This is a genomic window from Micromonospora sp. NPDC050795, from assembly GCF_044456785.1.
Taxonomy (GTDB): domain Bacteria; phylum Actinomycetota; class Actinomycetes; order Mycobacteriales; family Micromonosporaceae; genus Micromonospora.
This window is the reverse complement of the sequence record NZ_JBITGE010000017.1, coordinates 1-17,857: the sequence shown is the minus strand read 5'-3', so window position 1 is coordinate 17,857 and position 17,857 is coordinate 1. Positions and strand designations below refer to the sequence as shown.

Sequence of the window (17,857 nt, the reverse complement as noted above, 5' to 3'; positions counted from 1 at the left end):
GAGGGCAACCGATCCGGGACACAGCAGACAGTCGGGACGAGCGTTCCGCAGGGGGTGCCGCCGTGGCCGCTGATTCGTCCGTGCCGACCGCCGGAGACCCGCCCGAGGAGGGCGTCTCACTGCACCTGCTCGGAGGTTTCCGACTCCTCCGCGAGGCGGTGCCGGTCGTGGTGCCGCGCGGGCTGCAACGGGTGATCGCGCTGATCGGGCTCCGCCCCGGCGCCACCCGTAGCCAGCTCGCCGGGCTGCTCTGGCCCGACGCGTCGGAGGAACGGGCGCTGTCCTCTCTGCGGACCGCCCTGTGGCGGCTGCGACAGGACCCGTGCTGCCCGATGACAGTGGCGAGCGACACCGTACGCCTCGGCCCGGCCGTCCGGCTCGACGTGGACGACCTGGTCGGCACCGCGGCCCGGGTCCGGGACGGCGACGACCCGCGCACCGCGGCCGGCGCCCTCGCCGCCGGGCGACACGACCTCCTGCCCGGCTGGTACGACGACTGGGTCCTGCTGGACCGGGAACGCCTGCGCCAACTCCGCCTGCACATGCTCGAACAGGTGGCCGGGCACCACCTGGCTGCGGGGCGGCACGGCGAGGCACTCGAAGCCGCGTTGGAGGCGATGGCCGCCGAGCCGTTACGGGAGACACCACACCGGCTGGTGGTCCGCATCCACCTGGCCGAGGGCAACGCCTTCGAAGCCGTGCACGCCTTCTACGTCTACCGCGACCTGCTGCGCCGAGAGCTGCGGCTGGAGCCGAGCCCGGCCATGAGCGCCCTGCTCGACGACACCCTCGCCCCGATCCGCCAGGCCAGCCGCGAGGCCGTCGCCGACCGCCCGTCACCCGCCGTCCGTCGGACGTGACAACGGTGGCCGTCACCGCCCGTTCGCCCTACGTGACGGTGATGTGACAGGCGCTGCGGCACGGTGGGCGCACACAGCACGTGGCACCGGTCCCCGAGGGGTCGGGCAGGCCACCGGCGGAAGGGGTCCCATGAGTCGTCTACTGATCGTCAGCCGGATCATCCCGGGAGCGGAGGGGCGCGTCGCGCAGATCTTCGCCGAGTCCGACGCCACCGAACTGCCCGGCCTGACCGGTGTCACGCACCGATCCCTGTACTGCCTGCACGACCTGTACGTGCACCTGCTGGAGACCTCGGACGACGTCGACCCGGACGCGCTCGCGGCGGCCCGCAACCACCCGCTCTTCCGACAGGTCAACGAGCGGCTCTCCGCGCACACGTCGCCGTACCTGCCGACCTGGCGTTCCCCCCGGGACGCGATCGCCGGCTGCTTCTACCGGTGGGACGCGGCCGCGGCACCCGCGGCACGACCGGCCGGTACCGACACACCCGCTCCGCGCCCGGCCGTCACCGAGGCGCCCGCCGCGCACCCGGCCGGCTGACATGTCCGACGCGCCGCCGCACGTCCTGATCATCGGCGCGGGCACGGGCGGGCTGTGCCTGGCGCACGGCCTGCGCCGCGCCGGGATCAGCGTCGCCGTCTACGAACGGCACCGCGACCGCGCCGAGGGGCTGCTCGGCTACCGGGTCGGCATCGGCCCCACCGGTAGCCGAGCGCTGAAGGAGTGCCTGCCCCCGGAGCTGTTCGCCACCTTCCTGGCCACCTGCGCCCGGCCGCCGCACTACTTCAACGTCGTCACCCAGGGGCTGCGCCAGACCGCGTCGTTCGCGCTGCGGCCGAGCGCCGACCCGGTCCGCACCGAACACTCGGTGGCCCGGATGGTGCTGCGCCAGGTGCTCCTGACCGGCCTGGAGGACGTGGTGCACTTCGACAAGACCTTCACCCGGTACGAGCAGCGCGACGACGGCACGGTCACCGCGCACTTCGCCGACGGCACCAGCGCCACCGGCGACCTGCTGGTGGCGGCCGACGGCACCCATTCCGCCGTACGCCGCCAGTACCTGCCACACGCCGTCACCCGCGACGCCGGGACGATCAACATCGCCACCCGCATCCCGCTGACCCCGCACACCCGCGGTCTCATTCCGGAGCGGGTCCAGCAGGGCATCTCACTGATCTTCGGCGTCGGCGGGATGATGGGCGTGCTGCACGTCATGGAGTTCAAGTGGGACGCCGAGCGCGCGATGAAGCCCGGCGTCAGCGAGCCCGACGCCGCCCTGCTCCGAGACTGGCCCGGTCTGGCCCACGACACCACCACCGACAACATCAACCTGATCATCTGGAGTGCGGCCAACCGGTTCCCGACCGACATCATGGAACGCCGCGGCGAGGACCTGGTGCAGGTCGCCCTGGACCTCACCGCGAACTGGCATCCGCACCTGCGGGAACTGCTCGCCCACGCGGACCCGGCCAGCGCCCTACCGATCAAAGTGTCCACATCCGAGCCGGTGCCGCCCTGGAAGAGCAGCACCGTCACCATGCTCGGCGACGCCATCCACACCATGACCCCGGGTCGGGGCGTGGGGGCGAACACCGCGCTGCGCGACGCCCGCCTGCTCTGCGCACAACTCAGCCGCGCCACCGCCGGGGAAAAGACGCTGCTCCAGGCGGTCGCCGACTACGAGGCCGTAATGGCACCGTACGGCTTCGCCCGGGTCGCCGAATCGTTGAACCGCAGCGGCACCAGCGGCGACGACCGGATGTACCGGCCGGTGGTGGGTCGACTCGCGTTGCTCGGCGCGCGCGGCTACTTCGGAGTGACCAGCCGGGTACCACGGCTCCGTCGCCGGTTCGTCGACGAATTTCACACCTACGAGGGCGATCGGGACTGAATCCGGCATCACCCGACCCGGGCTCGGCGTCCTCGCGGGCCCGGGTCTCATTGCGTCCGGAGCGCTTCATCCGACCGAGCGACACCTGACCCGCTCCGTGCCCGACCCGGGTCTCACCGGGCCGGGTTTCTGGTGTGATCGGGCGACGCTGTGTCACCCGGCAGGCACCGACTGAGGTGACTGTCCCACCCGCAACGCTGACGGCCGATCCTGCCTGTCGTCGGCAATACGCGTGTGCGAAGCTGCGGCGAGTTTTTCTCGTGACTTTTCCAACGAGCTGAGAGGGAGGTTCGCCGTGGCGTGGTCTTTCGGACACTCGCTGATAGTGGTACTGGCACTGTTGCTGGGCCTGGCCGCCGGGTGGCTGCTGCGCGGCCGGCAGGGCGTACAGGGCAAATCGATTGTGGATGGTGACCCCGTCGCCGGTCTGGCTGTGATCTCCACGCCCACGCCGGCCGCCACCACCGACGAGGCCCAGCCCGCTGCCGCCGTCGACCCGGCACCCACCGCGGTAGCCGACGAGCCGGTACCGGTCGACACGGTCAGCGCGCCGGCCGCAGTGACCGGACCGGACGGTCCCACCCCGGTGCCCGTGCCGGCGGACGCCCCGAGCACCGTCGACCCGGCGGACATGGCGCTGACCGAGGACCCGCCACCCGTACCAGTCACCGAGCAGCCCGACGCCGCCGAGCTGCGGCAGGAGCCGGGCGTGGACTCGGCCACCGAGCCGGTCACGGTCGACGAGCAGCCCGCCCCGGCGGCCGTGGTCACCCCCCGCCAGCCGGCGGACGACCTCCCGTCCGCCGACGACACCGCGCCGCTCGACACGACGCCGGCCGACGAGGTGACGGCCTCCGGTGGCCCGGCCGACGACGTGGCGGCCGACGACGTGGAGACCAAGGCCACGGCGGTCGACGCCACACCGGCAGAGGCGTCGGGGACCCCGGGCCCGTCCGATGCTGAGCCGGCGCACGCCGAGCCCGTGGACGCTGAGCCTGCGGTTGCCTCCGCGGAGGCCGAGCGGTCGGCGGTGGCCGAGCCTCCGGTCCGCCCGACCGTCGCCGCGACCCCTCCGGTCCGTTCTGCCGCCGACACGACGATCAGCAGTGTCGACGCCGACTCGACGGGCCCTGCCGACGACTTCCGCCGGATCCAGGGGATCGGGCCGAAGATGGCGACCGCGTTGCAGGACGCTGGCGTGCGCACGTACGACCAGCTCGGCGGGTTGGACGAGCCGGCGCTGCGCGACCTGATCCGGGCCGCCGGCCTGCGCGCCGCACCTGGGCTGGCCAGCTGGCCGCAGCAGGCGCGCGTGCTCGCCGGCGCCGGCGACGAGATGGCCGCGGTGCTGCCGAACGGCAACCAGGCCTGACCGACTGCGTTCGAGCCCCCGGCAGCCGTCCACCACGACGGCGCGCCGGGGTCTCGGCCGTCGCTGAATCGGCAATTGCCGCGCCGTGCTCGCTCAGTCCGACGGCGAGGTCGGCGAGGTCGCGCCAGGCCCGCGATGCGTCCTGACGATCAGCCCGCCGAGCACCGTGGCACTCGTTACTGTGAGCTCATGTTCAAAGCTCTCGCCCCGCCGGATCCCACCGAGTTCGCCGGCAAGCGCGCGATCGTCACGGGAGGTTCTCGCGGGATCGGCGCTGCCATCGTGCAGCGGTTGCTCGACGGCGGCGCGACGGTCGTCACCACGGCGCGTAACGCCTCCGACGAGACGCCGAGGGCCGCGACCTTCATTCAGGGCGACATCGGCACGCTCGCGGGCGTGCGGGCATTCACCGCGGCAGCGCTCGACGAACTCGGCGGCGTCGACATCGTGGTCAACAACGCGGCGGCGGCACGCGCCCACATCGGCGGTATCTCGTCCATCCCCGATGAGGAGTGGATCGACGCGCTCGACCTCAACTACCTGTCCGCAGTGCGGGTCAACAACGAGCTGCTGCCGGCGCTGCGCGAGGCCGGGTCGGGCAGTGTGATCGTCAACATCTCGTCGGGAGCGTCCCTCACGCCGGCACCGCCCTTGGCGCACTACGGCGCCGCCAAGGCCGCCCTCAACGCGTACGGCAAAGCGCTCGCTTCCGAGCTCGCGCCTGCCGGAATTCGCGTCACCACGATCATTCCCGGCAACGTGCTCACCCCCGGCGCCGACGCGATCCGCCAGAACTTCGCCGACGCGATGGAGGTCGCGCTTGCCGCCACCACAGCGGGCATCCCTCTGGGTCGTCCCGGAGACCCGCGCGACATCGCCGAGGCAGTCGCCTACCTCGTATCGGACCGGGCCCAGTGGGTCACCGGAGTGAGCCTGACAGTCGACGGTGGTGAACTTCCCGTCATCTAGTGCCCCGTTCGGTCAGCCCCCTGAACGGTCACCGTCGATGGTGCGGCGCAAGCCGGAAGGCGCTGCGCCCGATCCTCCGGGTCGACGGGCAGGCTCAGGCGCGCAGCTCGGCCACGAGGTCGCCGATCGACGCCATCGCGTACCGCTGCATTCCTGGCCCGAAGGTGATGCGTGTGGCGCCCTGCCGGCTCAGCTCGGCCACGGACTCCCGGGTGGGTCCGGCGGCCATGTTGATCGGCCCGGAGATGCCCTCCCGCAGCCGCGGGAGCACCTGCGGCGGCGCCAGGATCGGGTAGACGCAGTCGACGCCGGCGGCCACGTAGAGGCGGGCGCGTTCCACCGCGTCGGCCGGGTCACCCGTCCCGAACAGGAACGTGTCGACGCGGGCGTTGACGAAGAGAGCGTCGCCCGCCTCCGCGCGCACCTCGGCCAGCCAGTCAGCGTGCCGCCGGGGGTCCTTGAGGGTGGCGTCCCCCTCAGAGTCCTCCAGGTTGCAGCCGACGGCGCCGGCCTCCAACAGCCGTCCGACCAGCTCGCGGGGGGCCAGGCCGTAGCCGCCCTCGACGTCGGCGGACACCGGAACGGACACGGCGCGGACGATGCGCGCGACCGCCGCGAACATCTCGTCCGGCGGTGTCGCGCCGTCCTCGTACCCGAGCGAGGCCGCCACACCCGCGCTCGGGGTCGCGAGCGCCGGGTAACCGGCATCGGCCAGGATCCGGGCGCTGGCCGCGTCCCAGGGGCCCGGCAGGACGAGCGGGTCACCGACGGCACGGTCGTGGTGCAGGGCGCGGAAGGTGGAGGCTGTCATCGTTGTGGTCTCCCGCCGATGGTGACGATCCGGCCGTTGTCGGGCGGCGTCTCCGCCGCGGCGCGCATCGGACCACCCTACGTTTGGTGGACCGTACGGTCAACAATCGTTAGGCTGGTCGGATGGCGAGGCCACGGCAGTTCGACGAGGAGCAGGTGATCCGCGCCGTCCGGGACCAGTTCTGGGACGCCGGCTACGCGGCGACCTCCCTGGAGGACCTGGTACGTGTCAGCGGGCTGGGCAAGGGCAGTCTCTACGGTGCCTTCGGGGACAAACACCGGCTGTTCCTGCGGGCGTTGCGGGAATACACCGACACCAGCGGCGGCTACCTGCGCGAGATGCTCGCCTCCGCTCCCCGCGCCCTGGACGCGTTGCGCGCGTTCGTCATGGCACCCGTGAACGACACCGGTGGTGCCGCCGCCCGGCGCGGCTGCCTCATGGCCAACAGCACGTACGAACTCGCCACCAGCGATCCCGACGTCCTCGCCGAGGCGCGGCGTACCTACGAGGCGACGACCACCCTGGTCGCCGAGAGCGTCGAGCGGGCCCAGGACGAGGGTGACCTGCCGCGCGACGTCGACCCGGTCGAGACGGCGCGCGCGCTGCTCGCCGCGCAGCAGGGCCTGGTGTTCATGGGGCGGACGGGGTTGGACATCGACACACTGACCGCCACGGCCCGCGCCCTCGCCGCCAAGCTCCTACCGGACGGCTGACATCAGCGGTTATTTGATCTTGCGGGTGGAGCGCACCACGATGCTCTCGTACTCGGGATGCTTGACCAGCCAGTCGGCGATGAACGGGCAGATCGGGACGACGGTCCGACCCTTGCTCCGCGCGTCGTCCAGCACGGCCCGCGCCAGCGTCGACCCGACGCCCTTGCCCTCGAACGCCGGATCGACCTCGGTGTGGGTGTAGGCGATGATCGAGCCGGTCAGCTGGTAGGTGACGAACCCGACGACCGTGCCCGCCTCGTCGCGCGCCTCGAAACGCTCCCGCGCCGGCGCGTCTGTCACGGTGAACTGCACCCGACCATCCAACCACCCGGCCCGACGGCGCTCGCTGCGAGGCCGGCAGGGAGACGACCTGACGCGCATTGTCTCGGCCGGAACGGGAAACGCAACGCCGCCGGGCACCGGGGTTACGCGATGCCGCCGGGCGGACCGTGGGAGGAGACACGCCACCATGACGAATCCATCGACGGACGGTGGCTTCGCCGTCGTCGAGATGTTCACGTCCCAGGGCTGCAACAGTTGCCCTCCCGCGGAGGAGTTGCTGAGCGAGATCGAGCGCGACGCCCGGGACCGGGGCCAGAACGTCTTCGCCCTCGGGTTCCACGTCGACTACTGGGACGACCTGGGCTGGCCCGACCAGTTCGCGGACGCCGCGTACACCGCGCGCCAGGAGGCGTACGCCCGCGCGCTCGGCACCCGGGGTCTCTACACCCCGCAGATGGTCGTCAACGGCACCGTCGAGTTCGTCGGTTCCGATCGCCGGCGGGCAGCCGCCGCGATCATGTCCGCCATGGCCTCGACCGCCGCCACCCCACTGGCGCTCTCCATCGCCAACCTGGGCAATGACCGGGTGATGGTGGACTACCGGACCGAACAGCCGCCGGAGCGCGCGGTGGTGCACTTGGCGGTCGTGGAACGGGAGCTGACCAGCGACATCGCCCGGGGGGAGAACGCCGGGCGGACGCTGCGGCAGGACAACGTCGTACGCGCCTTCAGGTCGGCGGGCCTGGACGCCGAGCGGGGGCAGCTGGAGCTGGCGACGCCACCTGGTCTCGATCCGCGACGCGCCAGCGTGGTCGGCTACGTCCAGGAGAACGGCGAACGGGCGATCGTCGGCGCCACGGCCATCGAGCTGTCCACCGCGTAATCTCAGCCCATGCGGATGGTGCGCGGTGTGAGGGGGCTCGGTGGCTGACGCGGACGACGTACGCCGGGTGGCGCTGGCCCTGCCGCACACGGTGGAGATCGCCAGTGACGGCTTCGACTTCCGGGTGGCCGACAAGGGCTTCGTCTGGTCCTATCCGGAGCGGACACCGGGCAAGCCCCGGGTGATCCGGCTCGACATCGCGGTGCTGTTCGTCGGCGACGAGGCCGAGAAGCAGGCTCTCCTGCTCGGGGAGCCCGAGATCTTCTTCACCACGCCCGGATACGACGGCCTGCCCCTGGTGCTGCTGCGCCTGGCGGCGGTCGACCTGGACCGGTTGACCGAGCTGGTGACCGACGCGTGGCGGATGCGCGTACCGGACTCGCTGCTGAGCGACAGTGCGGGCGCCGGCAAATAGCGATATCAGCACGCAACGCGTTGGACACATTGACGGGGATCTCGGTGCTCCATTACCGTGGCCGTGAGAGCGCTCTCTCACCCGACCTTCCCCCCAATTCAGACGCAAAGCGCTGGACCCGGCAAGGGCCGCACCCGGCGCGCGCGATGGAGGCACGATGAAACCTCCCGTCCCCCACCGCCGATGGGCCCTGGCCGCCGCCACCGCGCTGGCCCTGGTCGTCGGCGGCCTCACCATCCCCGTCACCCGCGCGGCCGAGGCCGCACCCGTCGGCGCCGGCAGCTACACCACCACCCCGGTCGGCCCGCTGCCCAGCGGCTGCGGCGCGATGACCAGCAACCCCCGGCAGTTCGCCACCGCCAACGCACCCGCCGGGCCGATCCCCACCAACGACTGGTGGTCCTCGCTGCTGTGGAAGCGCACCGACTGCTCGTTCAGTGAGCCGCTGCACGCCCACCCGATCTCGTACGACACCTTCGGTGACGGCCTCGGCTTCTCCGCCAACTCCACGCCCGCCATCAGCGGCACCGCCACCGGCGTCGGTGAGTTCCACTACCCGTACGTGCAGGACATCCGGGTCGGTGTGGCCGGGCTCGCCGCACCCCTGGTGAAGGTCGACGGCTGGACGGACTGGACGGTCAGCCCGCACTGGAGCGACGGCACGCGCACCATGCGCGCGACCATCAGCCACGGTCTGCCCTTCGCGTACTTCCAGACCACCGGCGGGAACGCGCAGATCAGCACCGCCGGCACCCCCGACGTCTGGTCCAACAGTGGTGCCACCATCGGCTTCCGGGTCAACGGCCACGACTACGTCGGGTTCGCGCCCAGCGGCGCCGCCTGGACCGTGGCGTCCGGCCGGATCACGTCCACCCTGGCCGGCCGCGGCTACTTCTCCGTCGCCCTGCTGCCGCCGACGTCCAGCGCGACGGAGCGCGCCGCGCTGGCCGCGACCTACGGTCAGTACGCGCACGCCCACGTCACCGGCACCCAGGTCTCGTACGCCTACAACCCCGCGACCAGCGGCCTGACCACCACGTACGCGTTCACCACCACCGCCCGGGAGGGCACCGCCACGCAGACGGTGGTCAGCCTCTACCCGCACCAGTGGAAGTCGCTGAGCGGTTCCACAGCGATCACGCCGACCTACCCGTCGGCGCGCGGCCGGATGAAGGTGCTCACCGGCGTCAACCAGTTCCGCACCGCCATGAAGTTCCAGGGCATCCTGCCGGAGTTGCCGGCCGTCGGCGACGGCAGCGGTGGTGACCTGTCGACGCTCACCGGACACCTGGCCGCCACCCGCGCCAACCCGATGGACCAACGCGGCAACGACACCTACTGGACCGGCAAGGGGCTCGGCCGGGCCGCGCGGATCGCCGAGATCGCCGACCAGGTCAACGACACCACGACGCGCGACAGCGCGCTGAACGCGATCCGCAGCACGCTCACCGACTGGTTCACCGCGTCCAGCGGCAAGACCAGCCGGGTCTTCTACTACGACAACAACTGGGGCACGCTGATCGGCTACCCGGCATCGTACGGGTCCGACCAGGAGCTCAACGACCACCACTTCCACTACGGCTACTACATCGCCGCCGCCGCGACCCTGGCGAAGTTCGACCCGGCCTGGGCGGCCACCAGCCGCTACGGCGGGATGGTCGACCTGCTGATCCGCGACGCCAACAACTACCGTCGCGACGACACCCGCTTCCCGTACCTGCGGGACTTCGACATCTACGCCGGGCACGACTGGGCGTCCGGGCACGGCTCGTTCGGTTCCGGCAACAACCAGGAGTCCTCGTCGGAGGGGATGAACTTCGCGAGCGCCCTGATCCAGTGGGGGCAGACGACCGGCGACACCGCCGTCCGCGACGCGGGTGTCTTCCTCTACACCACGCAGGCCGCGGCGATCCAGGAGTACTGGTTCGACGTCAGCGACCAGAACTTCCCCGCCGCCTTCGGGCACTCGACGGTCGGCATGGTCTGGGGTGACGGCGGCGCGTACGCCACCTGGTTCAGCGCCGAGCCGGAGATGATCCAGGGCATCAACCTGCTGCCGGTCACCGGCGGTCACCTCTACCTCGGCAACAACCCGGCCTACGTGCGGACCAACTACGCCGAACTCGTCCGCAACAACGGCGGACAACCGACGGTGTGGCAGGACATCCTCTGGCAGTTCCAGGCCCTCGGGGACGCCGACGCCGCGCTGGCGAACCTGCGCGCGAACCCCGGCTACACGCCGGAGGAGGGAGAGAGCCGGGCGCACACGTTCCACTGGATCCGCAACCTCGCCGCCCTCGGCAATGTCGACACGACGGTGACCGGCAACCATCCGCTGTCCGCGGTCTTCTCCCGCAACGGGGCCCGGACCTACGTGGCGTCGAACCCGACGGCGACGCCGATCACCGTGACGTTCTCCAACGGCACCACGCTCGCCGTGGGTGCCGGCAAGACGGCCACCACCGGGGCGTACACCTGGAGTGGTGGCAACGCGGCCGGCGGCGTTCCCCCGACGACGCCGACGGACCCCCCGCCCACGACCACCCCGCCGCCGTCCACCGGCGGGCCGACCCGCTACCTGCTGCCCGGAGGTGGATTGGGCGGCGCCGGCAGCGCGGCCACGACGACGGTCGCGGCGGCGAACGGCAACCACGACGGTACGCCGACCAACGCCCAGGTCTTCACGGCGACCGGCCTCAACCTCGCCTACGCCGGCGGACAGACGGCGTTCGACCTGTTCGTCGACGCCGGGACAGCGGTCGGCAACGGCGTGCAGGTGCGGATCTCCTACGACCTCACCGGCAACGGTAGTTGGGAACGGGTCGAGACGCTGCGCTACTTCGCCACCGACCCGGTCACCGGCTACGAGCACTACACCCAGAACGCCGGTCTGTCCTCGGCCACCGGCACGTTGGGCGCGTTGAGCAACGGCACGGTCCGGGTGGAGGTCTGGTCGGCGATCGGCAACAACCCGACCACGCTGGGCATCGGCAACCAGTCGGTGCTGCGGCTTCCGTACTCCTGATCGGCTAGATCGACCGCCACATGACGTCGGCCGGTGTGCGGGACCAGGATCGGTCCCGCACACCGGCCGACGCTGTGCGGTCAGTCAGTCGTTGTCAGGAGGCGGTGCAGGTGGGCGTGATGCCGGCCCCACTACCCGTGCCCTGGAAACCGAACTCGGTGACCTGACCCGCGCCGAGGCGGCCGTTGTAGTCCACGTTGGCGAACCGCACCGTGCCGGTCGAGCCACTGGCCGTCGCGCTCCAGGTGTTCGTGACACTGGCACCACTCGCGAGGGTGACACCGACGTTCCACCCGCTCGTGCCGGCGGAGCCGGCGGTCACCTTCACGGTGGCCACGAACCCGCCGTTCCACGAGTTCAGTGACACCGACGCCGAGCAACCACCCGTTCCCGGCGGCGGGGTGGTGGGCGGGTCCGTCGGCGGCGGGTCGGTCGGCGGCGGCGTGGTGGGGATGGCCGGGCCGGCGTTGAGGGCGTTCAGAACGTTGGTGTACGCGGCCTTCTTGTTGCCGTTGCAGTCGAACAGCAGCGCGTTGTCCGAGCCACGCCACGAGTCACAGTCCCGCACACCCCACACGGCCCCGGCAGCGACAGTCACTGGAACGAGGCGTCGTCGACCAGGAGGCTGTCGGTGCCCTCGGCCGTCTCGACGTAGAAGGTGGCGCTGGTCAGCGTGCCACTCCACGACACTGTCGTGGTGCCGGTGAGCAGGGTCCAGCCGTTGACGTTCACTCCCACCGCCGGCGTCAGCTGGAGGTAGTTCGTCGTGCCGTTCGCGGTCAGCGACAGTGTCGCCTTCGCCGACGGGGTGCCGCCCTGTGCGCGTACCCAGACGTTCGTGGTGTGGCTCCTGCCGTTGGTGAGCCTGGCGGTCACGTCCTGGCCGGGGCCGTTCCAGGCGCCGGTCCGGCCGGTGATCGACAGCGACCCGCTGCCACCGTGCGCCACGCTCGTGTTGCGGGAGAGCGTGCCGCTGCCGTGCACTGCCCAACCCGTCGTGCCGTTCTCCACGTCGCCGTTGGTGAGCAGGTTGGTGACGGTGCCGCCGGTGCCGCCGAACTGCCACCAGTTGATGTTGAACAGGTTGCCGCTGCCGCCGGCGAAGCGCAGGTAGAGATCATGGGTGCCGGTCGCTCCGCTGATCGCGCAGGTGGTGGTGCTCCAGGCCTGCCAGCCGCCGGTGCCACCCACGATGCAGGTGCCCACGGTCGGGCCGTTGGCGCTGTCGAGGCGTACCTCGATCCGCCCGCCGCTGGTGGCCGACGCGACCCGGGCGCTGAACGAGGTCGCACCAGCGCCGAACGCGACACCCTTGACCTTGATGTGGTCGCCGTTCTCGATCCAGCCGACGTTCATCCCGCCCTCGCTGGACACCTCGGTCTCGATCCCCGAGCCCCAGGCGATCGTCTCGGCCTCCTGCCGCACGTACGGGTTCAGGGTGCCCACCTGCGGCGCTCCCGTGGTGGTCATGTTGATCGTCGGGAACATGCCGCCGCTGGTGTAGGTGAACTTCTCCACCGCCACCGAACGGGTGTAACCGCTACCACCGGGCAACGCCCCGTTGTGATAGAAGAAATACGAACCGCCCTGGAAGTCGATCACACCCGCGTGATTGGTGAAACTGGCTCCCTGCCGCGGCATGATCGTTCCCCGATATGTTCACGGCCCCGTCGGCCCCGTCGCCGTGGAGTACGCGATGAATTCGGAGCAGCATTCCGCAGCGAACACGTTGTAGTACAACCCGTTGCGTTTGAACACCCACGGGCCCTCCTCGTACAGCGTCGGTCGACTCGCATTACCGTTACGGGTACCGAACCCCGCGGTCGTGAGTGGAATGCGCGTCGCGCTGCCGGAGAACGAGATCATGTCCGGGTTCAGCTTCACGTACCACAGACCCGGGTTACCCCAGTACAGATACGCCTGCCCGTCATCGTCGATGAACGCGTGCGGGTCGATTTCGTTGTTGCCGACCAGTGGTCGACCGAGCGCGTCGCGGAACGGCCCGGTCGGGCTGTCGGCCACGCCGACGCCGATGACCATCTGCCCGTTGGATCGCTGGCGCACCGGCACGTACCAGTAGAACTTTCCGTTACGCGGAACGACCTGCCCGGCCCACGCGTTGGCGTCCGCCCACGCGAACGTCGCCAGATTCATCGGCGAGCCGTGATCGGTCCAGTTCACCATGTCGGCGGACGAGTACACCCGCCATTCGCGCATGGTGAAGTAGGTGGATCCATCCTCGTCGTGTCCGGTGTAGAGGTAGACCCGACCGTTGTGCACCATCGGCGCCGGGTCGGCGTTGTAGATGTTCTGGACGATGGGGTTGTCGGCCCTGGCCGTGCCCGGGATCAGTGCGAGGAGGCAGGCCATGCCGGCCAGCCAGGCGACGGCTCGCCTGGACCGGCGGGCGGCCCGGGTTGCGGTTCGATCCTTCACGTTCACGATTACTCCCACAGAGAGTGCGCGGTGCCTGACGGGGAGAGCCACCCTGCGGCGGCCGCTCGAACGGGCTTGTGGTTCGCACGCTGGGTAGCACGACCGGCGGTCGTGTTAGCGCTAACAGATGTTCGCCAATGCCTCCCTCCCCTATCTGGCCTGGATTTTCGTGAGGCGCGGGATGACCGTCGTAACCCCATCGCAGCACTGAGGTATCAACGTTGACATCGAAGATTTACGATGCACGGTACTGAGCGACCGGACGGGCGTCAACGGACGGGCAGCCACCGGCAACGGTCACTCACGGCAACGCTCCGATGATCGCGAGCCCGGTGGATGTCCGTTTCGGACCACAACCGCCACCGGACCGGGCAGCCCACGGCCAGGTCGTCGCGGAAATGGGTCGACCAGACACTCCGGGGGTTGCGGGCGTGTTAACGACGAACTATGTTAGCGATCACATCGATGTGCCGCGATAAGCGCAGGGGTGGGCACCCGGCGTCCACGGCGACCCACGTCCCACCCACCACACCGCACCCGGCGTCGGCCCCCTTGTGCCGCCGACGACCCACCGCCATCGATGGCGGCCCCGACGTACCCGGCCACCTGGAGGTTCCCCATGCCACCCCTGCCCCTCAGCCGCCGCCACCTGCTTCAGGCCGCCGGAGCCACCGTGGTGGTCTCCGCGACCGGCGTCGCCGTCTCCCCCGCGAGCGCGTCCGCCGCCATCGTGCCCCCGGCCCGCTCCGACATCGGCGTCTCGGCGTACGGATTCGACCCGGGCCAGGTACGACTCACCGCCGGCCGTTGGATGGACAACCAGACCCGGACGCTGAACTACCTGCGGTTCGTCGACGTCGACCGGATGCTCTACAACTTCCGCGCCAACCACCGACTGTCCACGAACGGCGCCGCCACCAACGGGGGCTGGGACGCGCCGAACTTCCCGTTCCGGACCCACATGCAGGGTCACTTCCTGAGCGCCTGGGCGTACGCGTACGCGGTGCTGGGCGACACCACCTGCCGGGACAAGGCGAACTACATGGTCGCCGAGCTGGCCAAGTGCCAGGCGAACAACGGTGCCGCCGGGTTCGGCGCGGGTTACCTCTCCGGCTTCCCGGAGTCCGACTTCACCGCGCTGGAGGCACGGATGCTGTCCAACGGCAACGTGCCCTACTACTGCATCCACAAGACCCTCGCCGGTCTCCTCGACGTCTGGCGTTACATCGGCAACACGCAGGCCCGTACGGTGCTGCTGTCCCTCGCCGGCTGGGTCGACACCCGGACGGCCCGGCTGAGCTCCACCCAGATGCAATCGATGCTGGGCACCGAGTTCGGTGGCATGAACGACGTGCTCGCCGACATCTACCAGCAGACCGGCGACTCCCGGTGGCTCGCCACCGCCCAGCGGTTCGACCACGCCGCCGTGTTCAATCCCCTGGCCGCCAACCAGGACCAGCTCAACGGGCTGCACGCCAACACGCAGGTGCCCAAGTGGATCGGCGCCGCCCGGGAGTACAAGGCCACCGGGACCACCCGTTACCGGGACATCGCCAGCAACGCGTGGCGTATCACCGTCGGCGCGCACACCTACGCCATCGGCGGCAACAGCCAGGCGGAGCACTTCCGGGCACCGAACGCGATCGCCGGCTACCTCAGCAACGACACCTGCGAGCAGTGCAACACGCACAACATGCTCAAACTGACCCGGGAGCTGTGGCTGCTCGACCCGAGCCGGGCGGACTACTTCGACTTCTACGAGCGCGCGCTGATCAACCACCTGATCGGCGGGCAGAACCCGGCCGACAGCCACGGCCACATCACCTACTTCACCCCGCTGCGGCCGGGCGGTCGTCGGGGCGTGGGCCCGGCGTGGGGTGGCGGCACCTGGAGCACCGACTACAACTCGTTCTGGTGCTGCCAGGGCACCGGCCTGGAATTCAACACGAGGTTGATGGACTCCATCTACTTCTACAACGGGACCACGCTGAGCGTGAACCTGTTCGCCCCGTCGGTGCTGAACTGGACCCAACGCGGCATCACTGTCACCCAGAGCACCAACTTCCCGGTCAGTGACACCAGCACCCTCACCCTGAGCGGCTCGATGAGCGGCTCGTGGAGCATCCGGGTGCGGATCCCGTCCTGGACCAGCGGCGCGACGATCGCCGTCAACGGCACTGTGGAGAACGTGGCCACCACCCCGGGCAGCTACGCCACTGTCACGCGCACCTGGGCCGCAGGCGACACCATTAGCGTCCGGCTGCCGATGCAGGTCGCCGTCCGGGCCGCCAACGACAACGCCACCATCGGCGCGATCATGTACGGCCCGGCGGTGCTGGCCGGCAACTACGGCAACACGGCGTTGAGCGCCCCGCCGATGATCACCGTCTCCTCGATCACCCGGACCAGCACCAGCTCACTCGCGTTCACCGCGAGCGCCAACGGGTCCACGGTGAACCTCGGCCCCTTCCACGACGCCCACGGCTTCAACTACACGGTCTACTGGAACACCAGCGGAAGCGGTGGCCCCAGCGGCAGCTACCGACTGGTCAACGTCGGCACCGGGCTGGTTCTCGGTATCCAGAACATGTCCACCGCCGACGGCGGTCTGGCCGTGCAGTGGGGCGACAGCGGCACCGCGGACCACAACTGGGTGGTCATCACCGACGGCAACGCCGTCCGGTTCCGCAACGTCAACAGCGGCAAGGTCCTGGGCGTGGAGAACATGTCCACCGCCGACAACGCCCGGGTCCTCCAGTGGGCCGACAACGGCACCGCCGACCACCGGTGGATCCTGGTGGACAACGGCGACGGCACCTACAAGATCCGCAACGTCAACAGCAACAAGCTGCTCGGGATCCTGAACGGGTCGACCGCCTGGGGAGCGCAGGCCGTGCAGGATCCGGACAACGGCAGCGCGGACAACCGGTGGAGGCTGGTCGGCAACGCCTGACCTCCGCCCCGCTCGACGGGCTCACCGGCGCGGTCACCCGAAGGCCGCGCCGGTGACGCCGGGCAGACACCCGCCAGCGGTCGTACAGTGGGGAGGGTCCTGGCCCCAGTGAACGTGGCGGACGTGCCGGCTCGTGCCGCTTCCGCCGCCCGGAAGGAGCACAGTGAACCGCCCCCTCCGCACCACGCTCGGCAGCGCGTTGACCGCCGTCATGCTGACCACCGTCGCCGTCGCGCCGGCGCAGGCGCACCCCGCAGGGCGCCCGCCGGCCGTCCTCGCCCTCCCCGACGGGTTCCAGCCCGAGGGCATCGCCACCGCCGGCCGGTACGCCTACTTCGGCTCCCGCGCCACCGGCGCCATCCAGCGCGTCGACCTGGTCACCGGCCGGGGCACGACGATCGGCGCGGCCACCGGCACGCCGTCGCTCGGCCTCAAGGTCGACACACGTGGCCGGCTCTTCGTCTCCGGTGGCACGGCTGGCGACGCTCGCGTGCTCGACACCCGCACCGGCGAGGTGCTGGCCCGCTACCAGTTCGCCACCGCCCCGACGTTCGTCAACGACGTCGTGCTGACCCGCGACGCCGCATACTTCACCGACTCGAACCGGCCGGTGCTCTACCGGCTGCCGCTGGGTCGCGGTGGCGCGCTGCCGCCCGCCGACGCCTTCACCACGATCACGTTGACCGGCGCGTACGAGCAGGTCGGCACGGGGGTGAACCTCAACGGCATCACCACCACACCCGACGGCCGGGCGCTGATCGTCGTCCAGTCCTCCACCGGCAAGCTGTACCGGGTCGACCCGGCGACCGGGGCGAGCACCGTCGTGGACGTGCCGGGCCACACCTTCACCAACGGTGACGGGCTTCTCCTGCTCGGCCGCACCCTCTACGTCGTGCAGAACCGCCTCAACCAGATCGCGGTGGTCCGGCTGAACCACTCCGGCACCGCCGGAGCGCTCACCGGAACCATCACCGATCCGCACTTCGACGTACCCACCACCGTGGCCAAGGCGCTGGGCCGGCTCTACCTGCCCAACGCCCGGTTCACCACACCGCCGACCCCCACCACGCCCTACACGGTGGTCGCGGTCCGCGCCCACTGAGCGACCCGAGGGGGCACCCGCCGCGCGGGTGCCCCCTCGGCCCACCGCTCCTAGACGAGTAAGTCCGAAGTTGGTTCAGTGGTCGTAGGCGATCAGGGATCTCGTCACGGGCTGGCCGGTGGTCCGGTTGTGCCAGATCGCGGC

General features: G+C 70.5%; 15 protein-coding genes and 1 pseudogene. 11 read left to right on the top strand and 5 right to left on the bottom strand.

Going from position 1 to position 17,857, the window contains the following annotated elements:
* Nucleotides 1-62 precede the first annotated feature (62 nt).
* From ACIBEF_RS16830 to ACIBEF_RS16810, 5 genes are all read left to right on the top strand, one after another.
* On the top strand, nucleotides 63-860 hold the full coding sequence (locus ACIBEF_RS16830) for a BTAD domain-containing putative transcriptional regulator (protein ID WP_357206111.1): 798 nt from the start codon (nucleotides 63-65) through the stop codon (nucleotides 858-860).
* A 130-nt stretch (nucleotides 861-990) separates the two neighbouring features.
* Nucleotides 991-1,401 carry a TcmI family type II polyketide cyclase gene (locus ACIBEF_RS16825; protein WP_396794187.1) on the top strand — a complete coding sequence of 137 codons (411 nt, stop codon included), beginning with the start codon at nucleotides 991-993 and terminating at the stop codon, nucleotides 1,399-1,401.
* A gap of 1 nt (nucleotide 1,402) precedes the next feature.
* A complete protein-coding gene (locus ACIBEF_RS16820; protein WP_396794186.1) occupies nucleotides 1,403-2,752 on the top strand; it encodes an FAD-dependent oxidoreductase in 1,350 nt (449 codons plus the stop codon).
* Between the two features lie 295 nt (nucleotides 2,753-3,047).
* Nucleotides 3,048-4,124, top strand: coding sequence for a hypothetical protein (locus ACIBEF_RS16815; RefSeq protein WP_396794185.1), 1,077 nt, complete (start codon nucleotides 3,048-3,050; stop codon nucleotides 4,122-4,124).
* Between the two features lie 135 nt (nucleotides 4,125-4,259).
* Complete coding sequence (locus ACIBEF_RS16810) at nucleotides 4,260-5,093, top strand: SDR family oxidoreductase (protein ID WP_396794184.1); 834 nt, start codon at nucleotides 4,260-4,262, stop codon at nucleotides 5,091-5,093.
* A gap of 94 nt (nucleotides 5,094-5,187) precedes the next feature.
* On the opposite strand, the gene ACIBEF_RS16805 is transcribed toward ACIBEF_RS16810, so the two are convergent.
* Nucleotides 5,188-5,904, bottom strand: coding sequence for an isocitrate lyase/phosphoenolpyruvate mutase family protein (locus ACIBEF_RS16805; RefSeq protein ID WP_396794183.1), 717 nt, complete (start codon nucleotides 5,902-5,904; stop codon nucleotides 5,188-5,190).
* Between the two features lie 122 nt (nucleotides 5,905-6,026).
* Between ACIBEF_RS16805 and ACIBEF_RS16800 the strand changes: the two genes are divergently transcribed.
* Nucleotides 6,027-6,617 (top strand): TetR/AcrR family transcriptional regulator, encoded by a 591-nt coding sequence (locus tag ACIBEF_RS16800; RefSeq protein ID WP_396794182.1) that lies wholly within the window; start codon nucleotides 6,027-6,029, stop codon nucleotides 6,615-6,617.
* Nucleotides 6,618-6,626: 9 nt separating this feature from the next.
* Here the strand turns inward: ACIBEF_RS16800 and ACIBEF_RS16795 are convergent, their stop codons facing one another.
* Nucleotides 6,627-6,929, bottom strand: coding sequence for a GNAT family N-acetyltransferase (locus ACIBEF_RS16795; RefSeq protein ID WP_396794181.1), 303 nt, complete (start codon nucleotides 6,927-6,929; stop codon nucleotides 6,627-6,629).
* 157 nt (nucleotides 6,930-7,086) lie between these two features.
* Between ACIBEF_RS16795 and ACIBEF_RS16790 the strand changes: the two genes are divergently transcribed.
* The 3 genes from ACIBEF_RS16790 (at nucleotide 7,087) to ACIBEF_RS16780 (ending at nucleotide 11,222) form a co-directional block, all read left to right on the top strand.
* A complete protein-coding gene (locus tag ACIBEF_RS16790; RefSeq protein WP_396794180.1) occupies nucleotides 7,087-7,782 on the top strand; it encodes a DUF1223 domain-containing protein in 696 nt (231 codons plus the stop codon).
* Nucleotides 7,783-7,822: 40 nt separating this feature from the next.
* Nucleotides 7,823-8,197 (top strand): MmcQ/YjbR family DNA-binding protein, encoded by a 375-nt coding sequence (locus ACIBEF_RS16785; RefSeq protein ID WP_396794179.1) that lies wholly within the window; start codon nucleotides 7,823-7,825, stop codon nucleotides 8,195-8,197.
* A 157-nt stretch (nucleotides 8,198-8,354) separates the two neighbouring features.
* Entirely contained in the window at nucleotides 8,355-11,222 is a 2,868-nt protein-coding gene (locus ACIBEF_RS16780) for a glycosyl hydrolase (protein WP_396794178.1), read from the top strand.
* 94 nt (nucleotides 11,223-11,316) lie between these two features.
* Here ACIBEF_RS16780 and ACIBEF_RS16775 read toward each other — a convergent pair.
* From ACIBEF_RS16775 to ACIBEF_RS16765, 3 genes and pseudogenes are all read right to left on the bottom strand, one after another.
* Nucleotides 11,317-11,805: pseudogene (locus tag ACIBEF_RS16775) on the bottom strand (cellulose binding domain-containing protein); the annotation flags it as partial.
* A gap of 11 nt (nucleotides 11,806-11,816) precedes the next feature.
* Nucleotides 11,817-12,863, bottom strand: coding sequence for a carbohydrate-binding protein (locus ACIBEF_RS16770; protein WP_396794177.1), 1,047 nt, complete (start codon nucleotides 12,861-12,863; stop codon nucleotides 11,817-11,819).
* 18 nt (nucleotides 12,864-12,881) lie between these two features.
* The gene (locus tag ACIBEF_RS16765; RefSeq protein ID WP_396794176.1) at nucleotides 12,882-13,664 is read right to left on the bottom strand and encodes a family 43 glycosylhydrolase; all 783 of its coding nucleotides are present in this window, start codon (nucleotides 13,662-13,664) and stop codon (nucleotides 12,882-12,884) included.
* 613 nt (nucleotides 13,665-14,277) lie between these two features.
* On the opposite strand from ACIBEF_RS16765, the gene ACIBEF_RS16760 reads away from it, so the two are divergent.
* Complete coding sequence (locus ACIBEF_RS16760) at nucleotides 14,278-16,611, top strand: beta-L-arabinofuranosidase domain-containing protein (RefSeq protein WP_396794175.1); 2,334 nt, start codon at nucleotides 14,278-14,280, stop codon at nucleotides 16,609-16,611.
* A gap of 163 nt (nucleotides 16,612-16,774) precedes the next feature.
* Nucleotides 16,775-17,713, top strand: coding sequence for a superoxide dismutase (locus tag ACIBEF_RS16755; RefSeq protein WP_396794174.1), 939 nt, complete (start codon nucleotides 16,775-16,777; stop codon nucleotides 17,711-17,713).
* The last annotated feature ends 144 nt before the right edge of the window (nucleotides 17,714-17,857 follow it).

Bases quoted from the DNA above. Each gene is read 5' to 3' on its own strand.
- ACIBEF_RS16760 (WP_396794175.1), top strand. From the start codon at position 14,278: ATGCCACCCCTGCCCCTCAGCCGCCGCCACCTGCTTCAGGCCGCCGGA.
- ACIBEF_RS16810 (WP_396794184.1), top strand. From the start codon at position 4,260: ATGCGTCCTGACGATCAGCCCGCCGAGCACCGTGGCACTCGTTACTGT.
- ACIBEF_RS16800 (WP_396794182.1), top strand. From the start codon at position 6,027: ATGGCGAGGCCACGGCAGTTCGACGAGGAGCAGGTGATCCGCGCCGTC.
- ACIBEF_RS16770 (WP_396794177.1), bottom strand. From the start codon at position 12,863: ATGCCGCGGCAGGGAGCCAGTTTCACCAATCACGCGGGTGTGATCGAC.
- ACIBEF_RS16825 (WP_396794187.1), top strand. From the start codon at position 991: ATGAGTCGTCTACTGATCGTCAGCCGGATCATCCCGGGAGCGGAGGGG.
- ACIBEF_RS16805 (WP_396794183.1), bottom strand. From the start codon at position 5,904: ATGACAGCCTCCACCTTCCGCGCCCTGCACCACGACCGTGCCGTCGGT.
- ACIBEF_RS16780 (WP_396794178.1), top strand. From the start codon at position 8,355: ATGAAACCTCCCGTCCCCCACCGCCGATGGGCCCTGGCCGCCGCCACC.
- ACIBEF_RS16820 (WP_396794186.1), top strand. From the start codon at position 1,403: ATGTCCGACGCGCCGCCGCACGTCCTGATCATCGGCGCGGGCACGGGC.
- ACIBEF_RS16790 (WP_396794180.1), top strand. From the start codon at position 7,087: ATGACGAATCCATCGACGGACGGTGGCTTCGCCGTCGTCGAGATGTTC.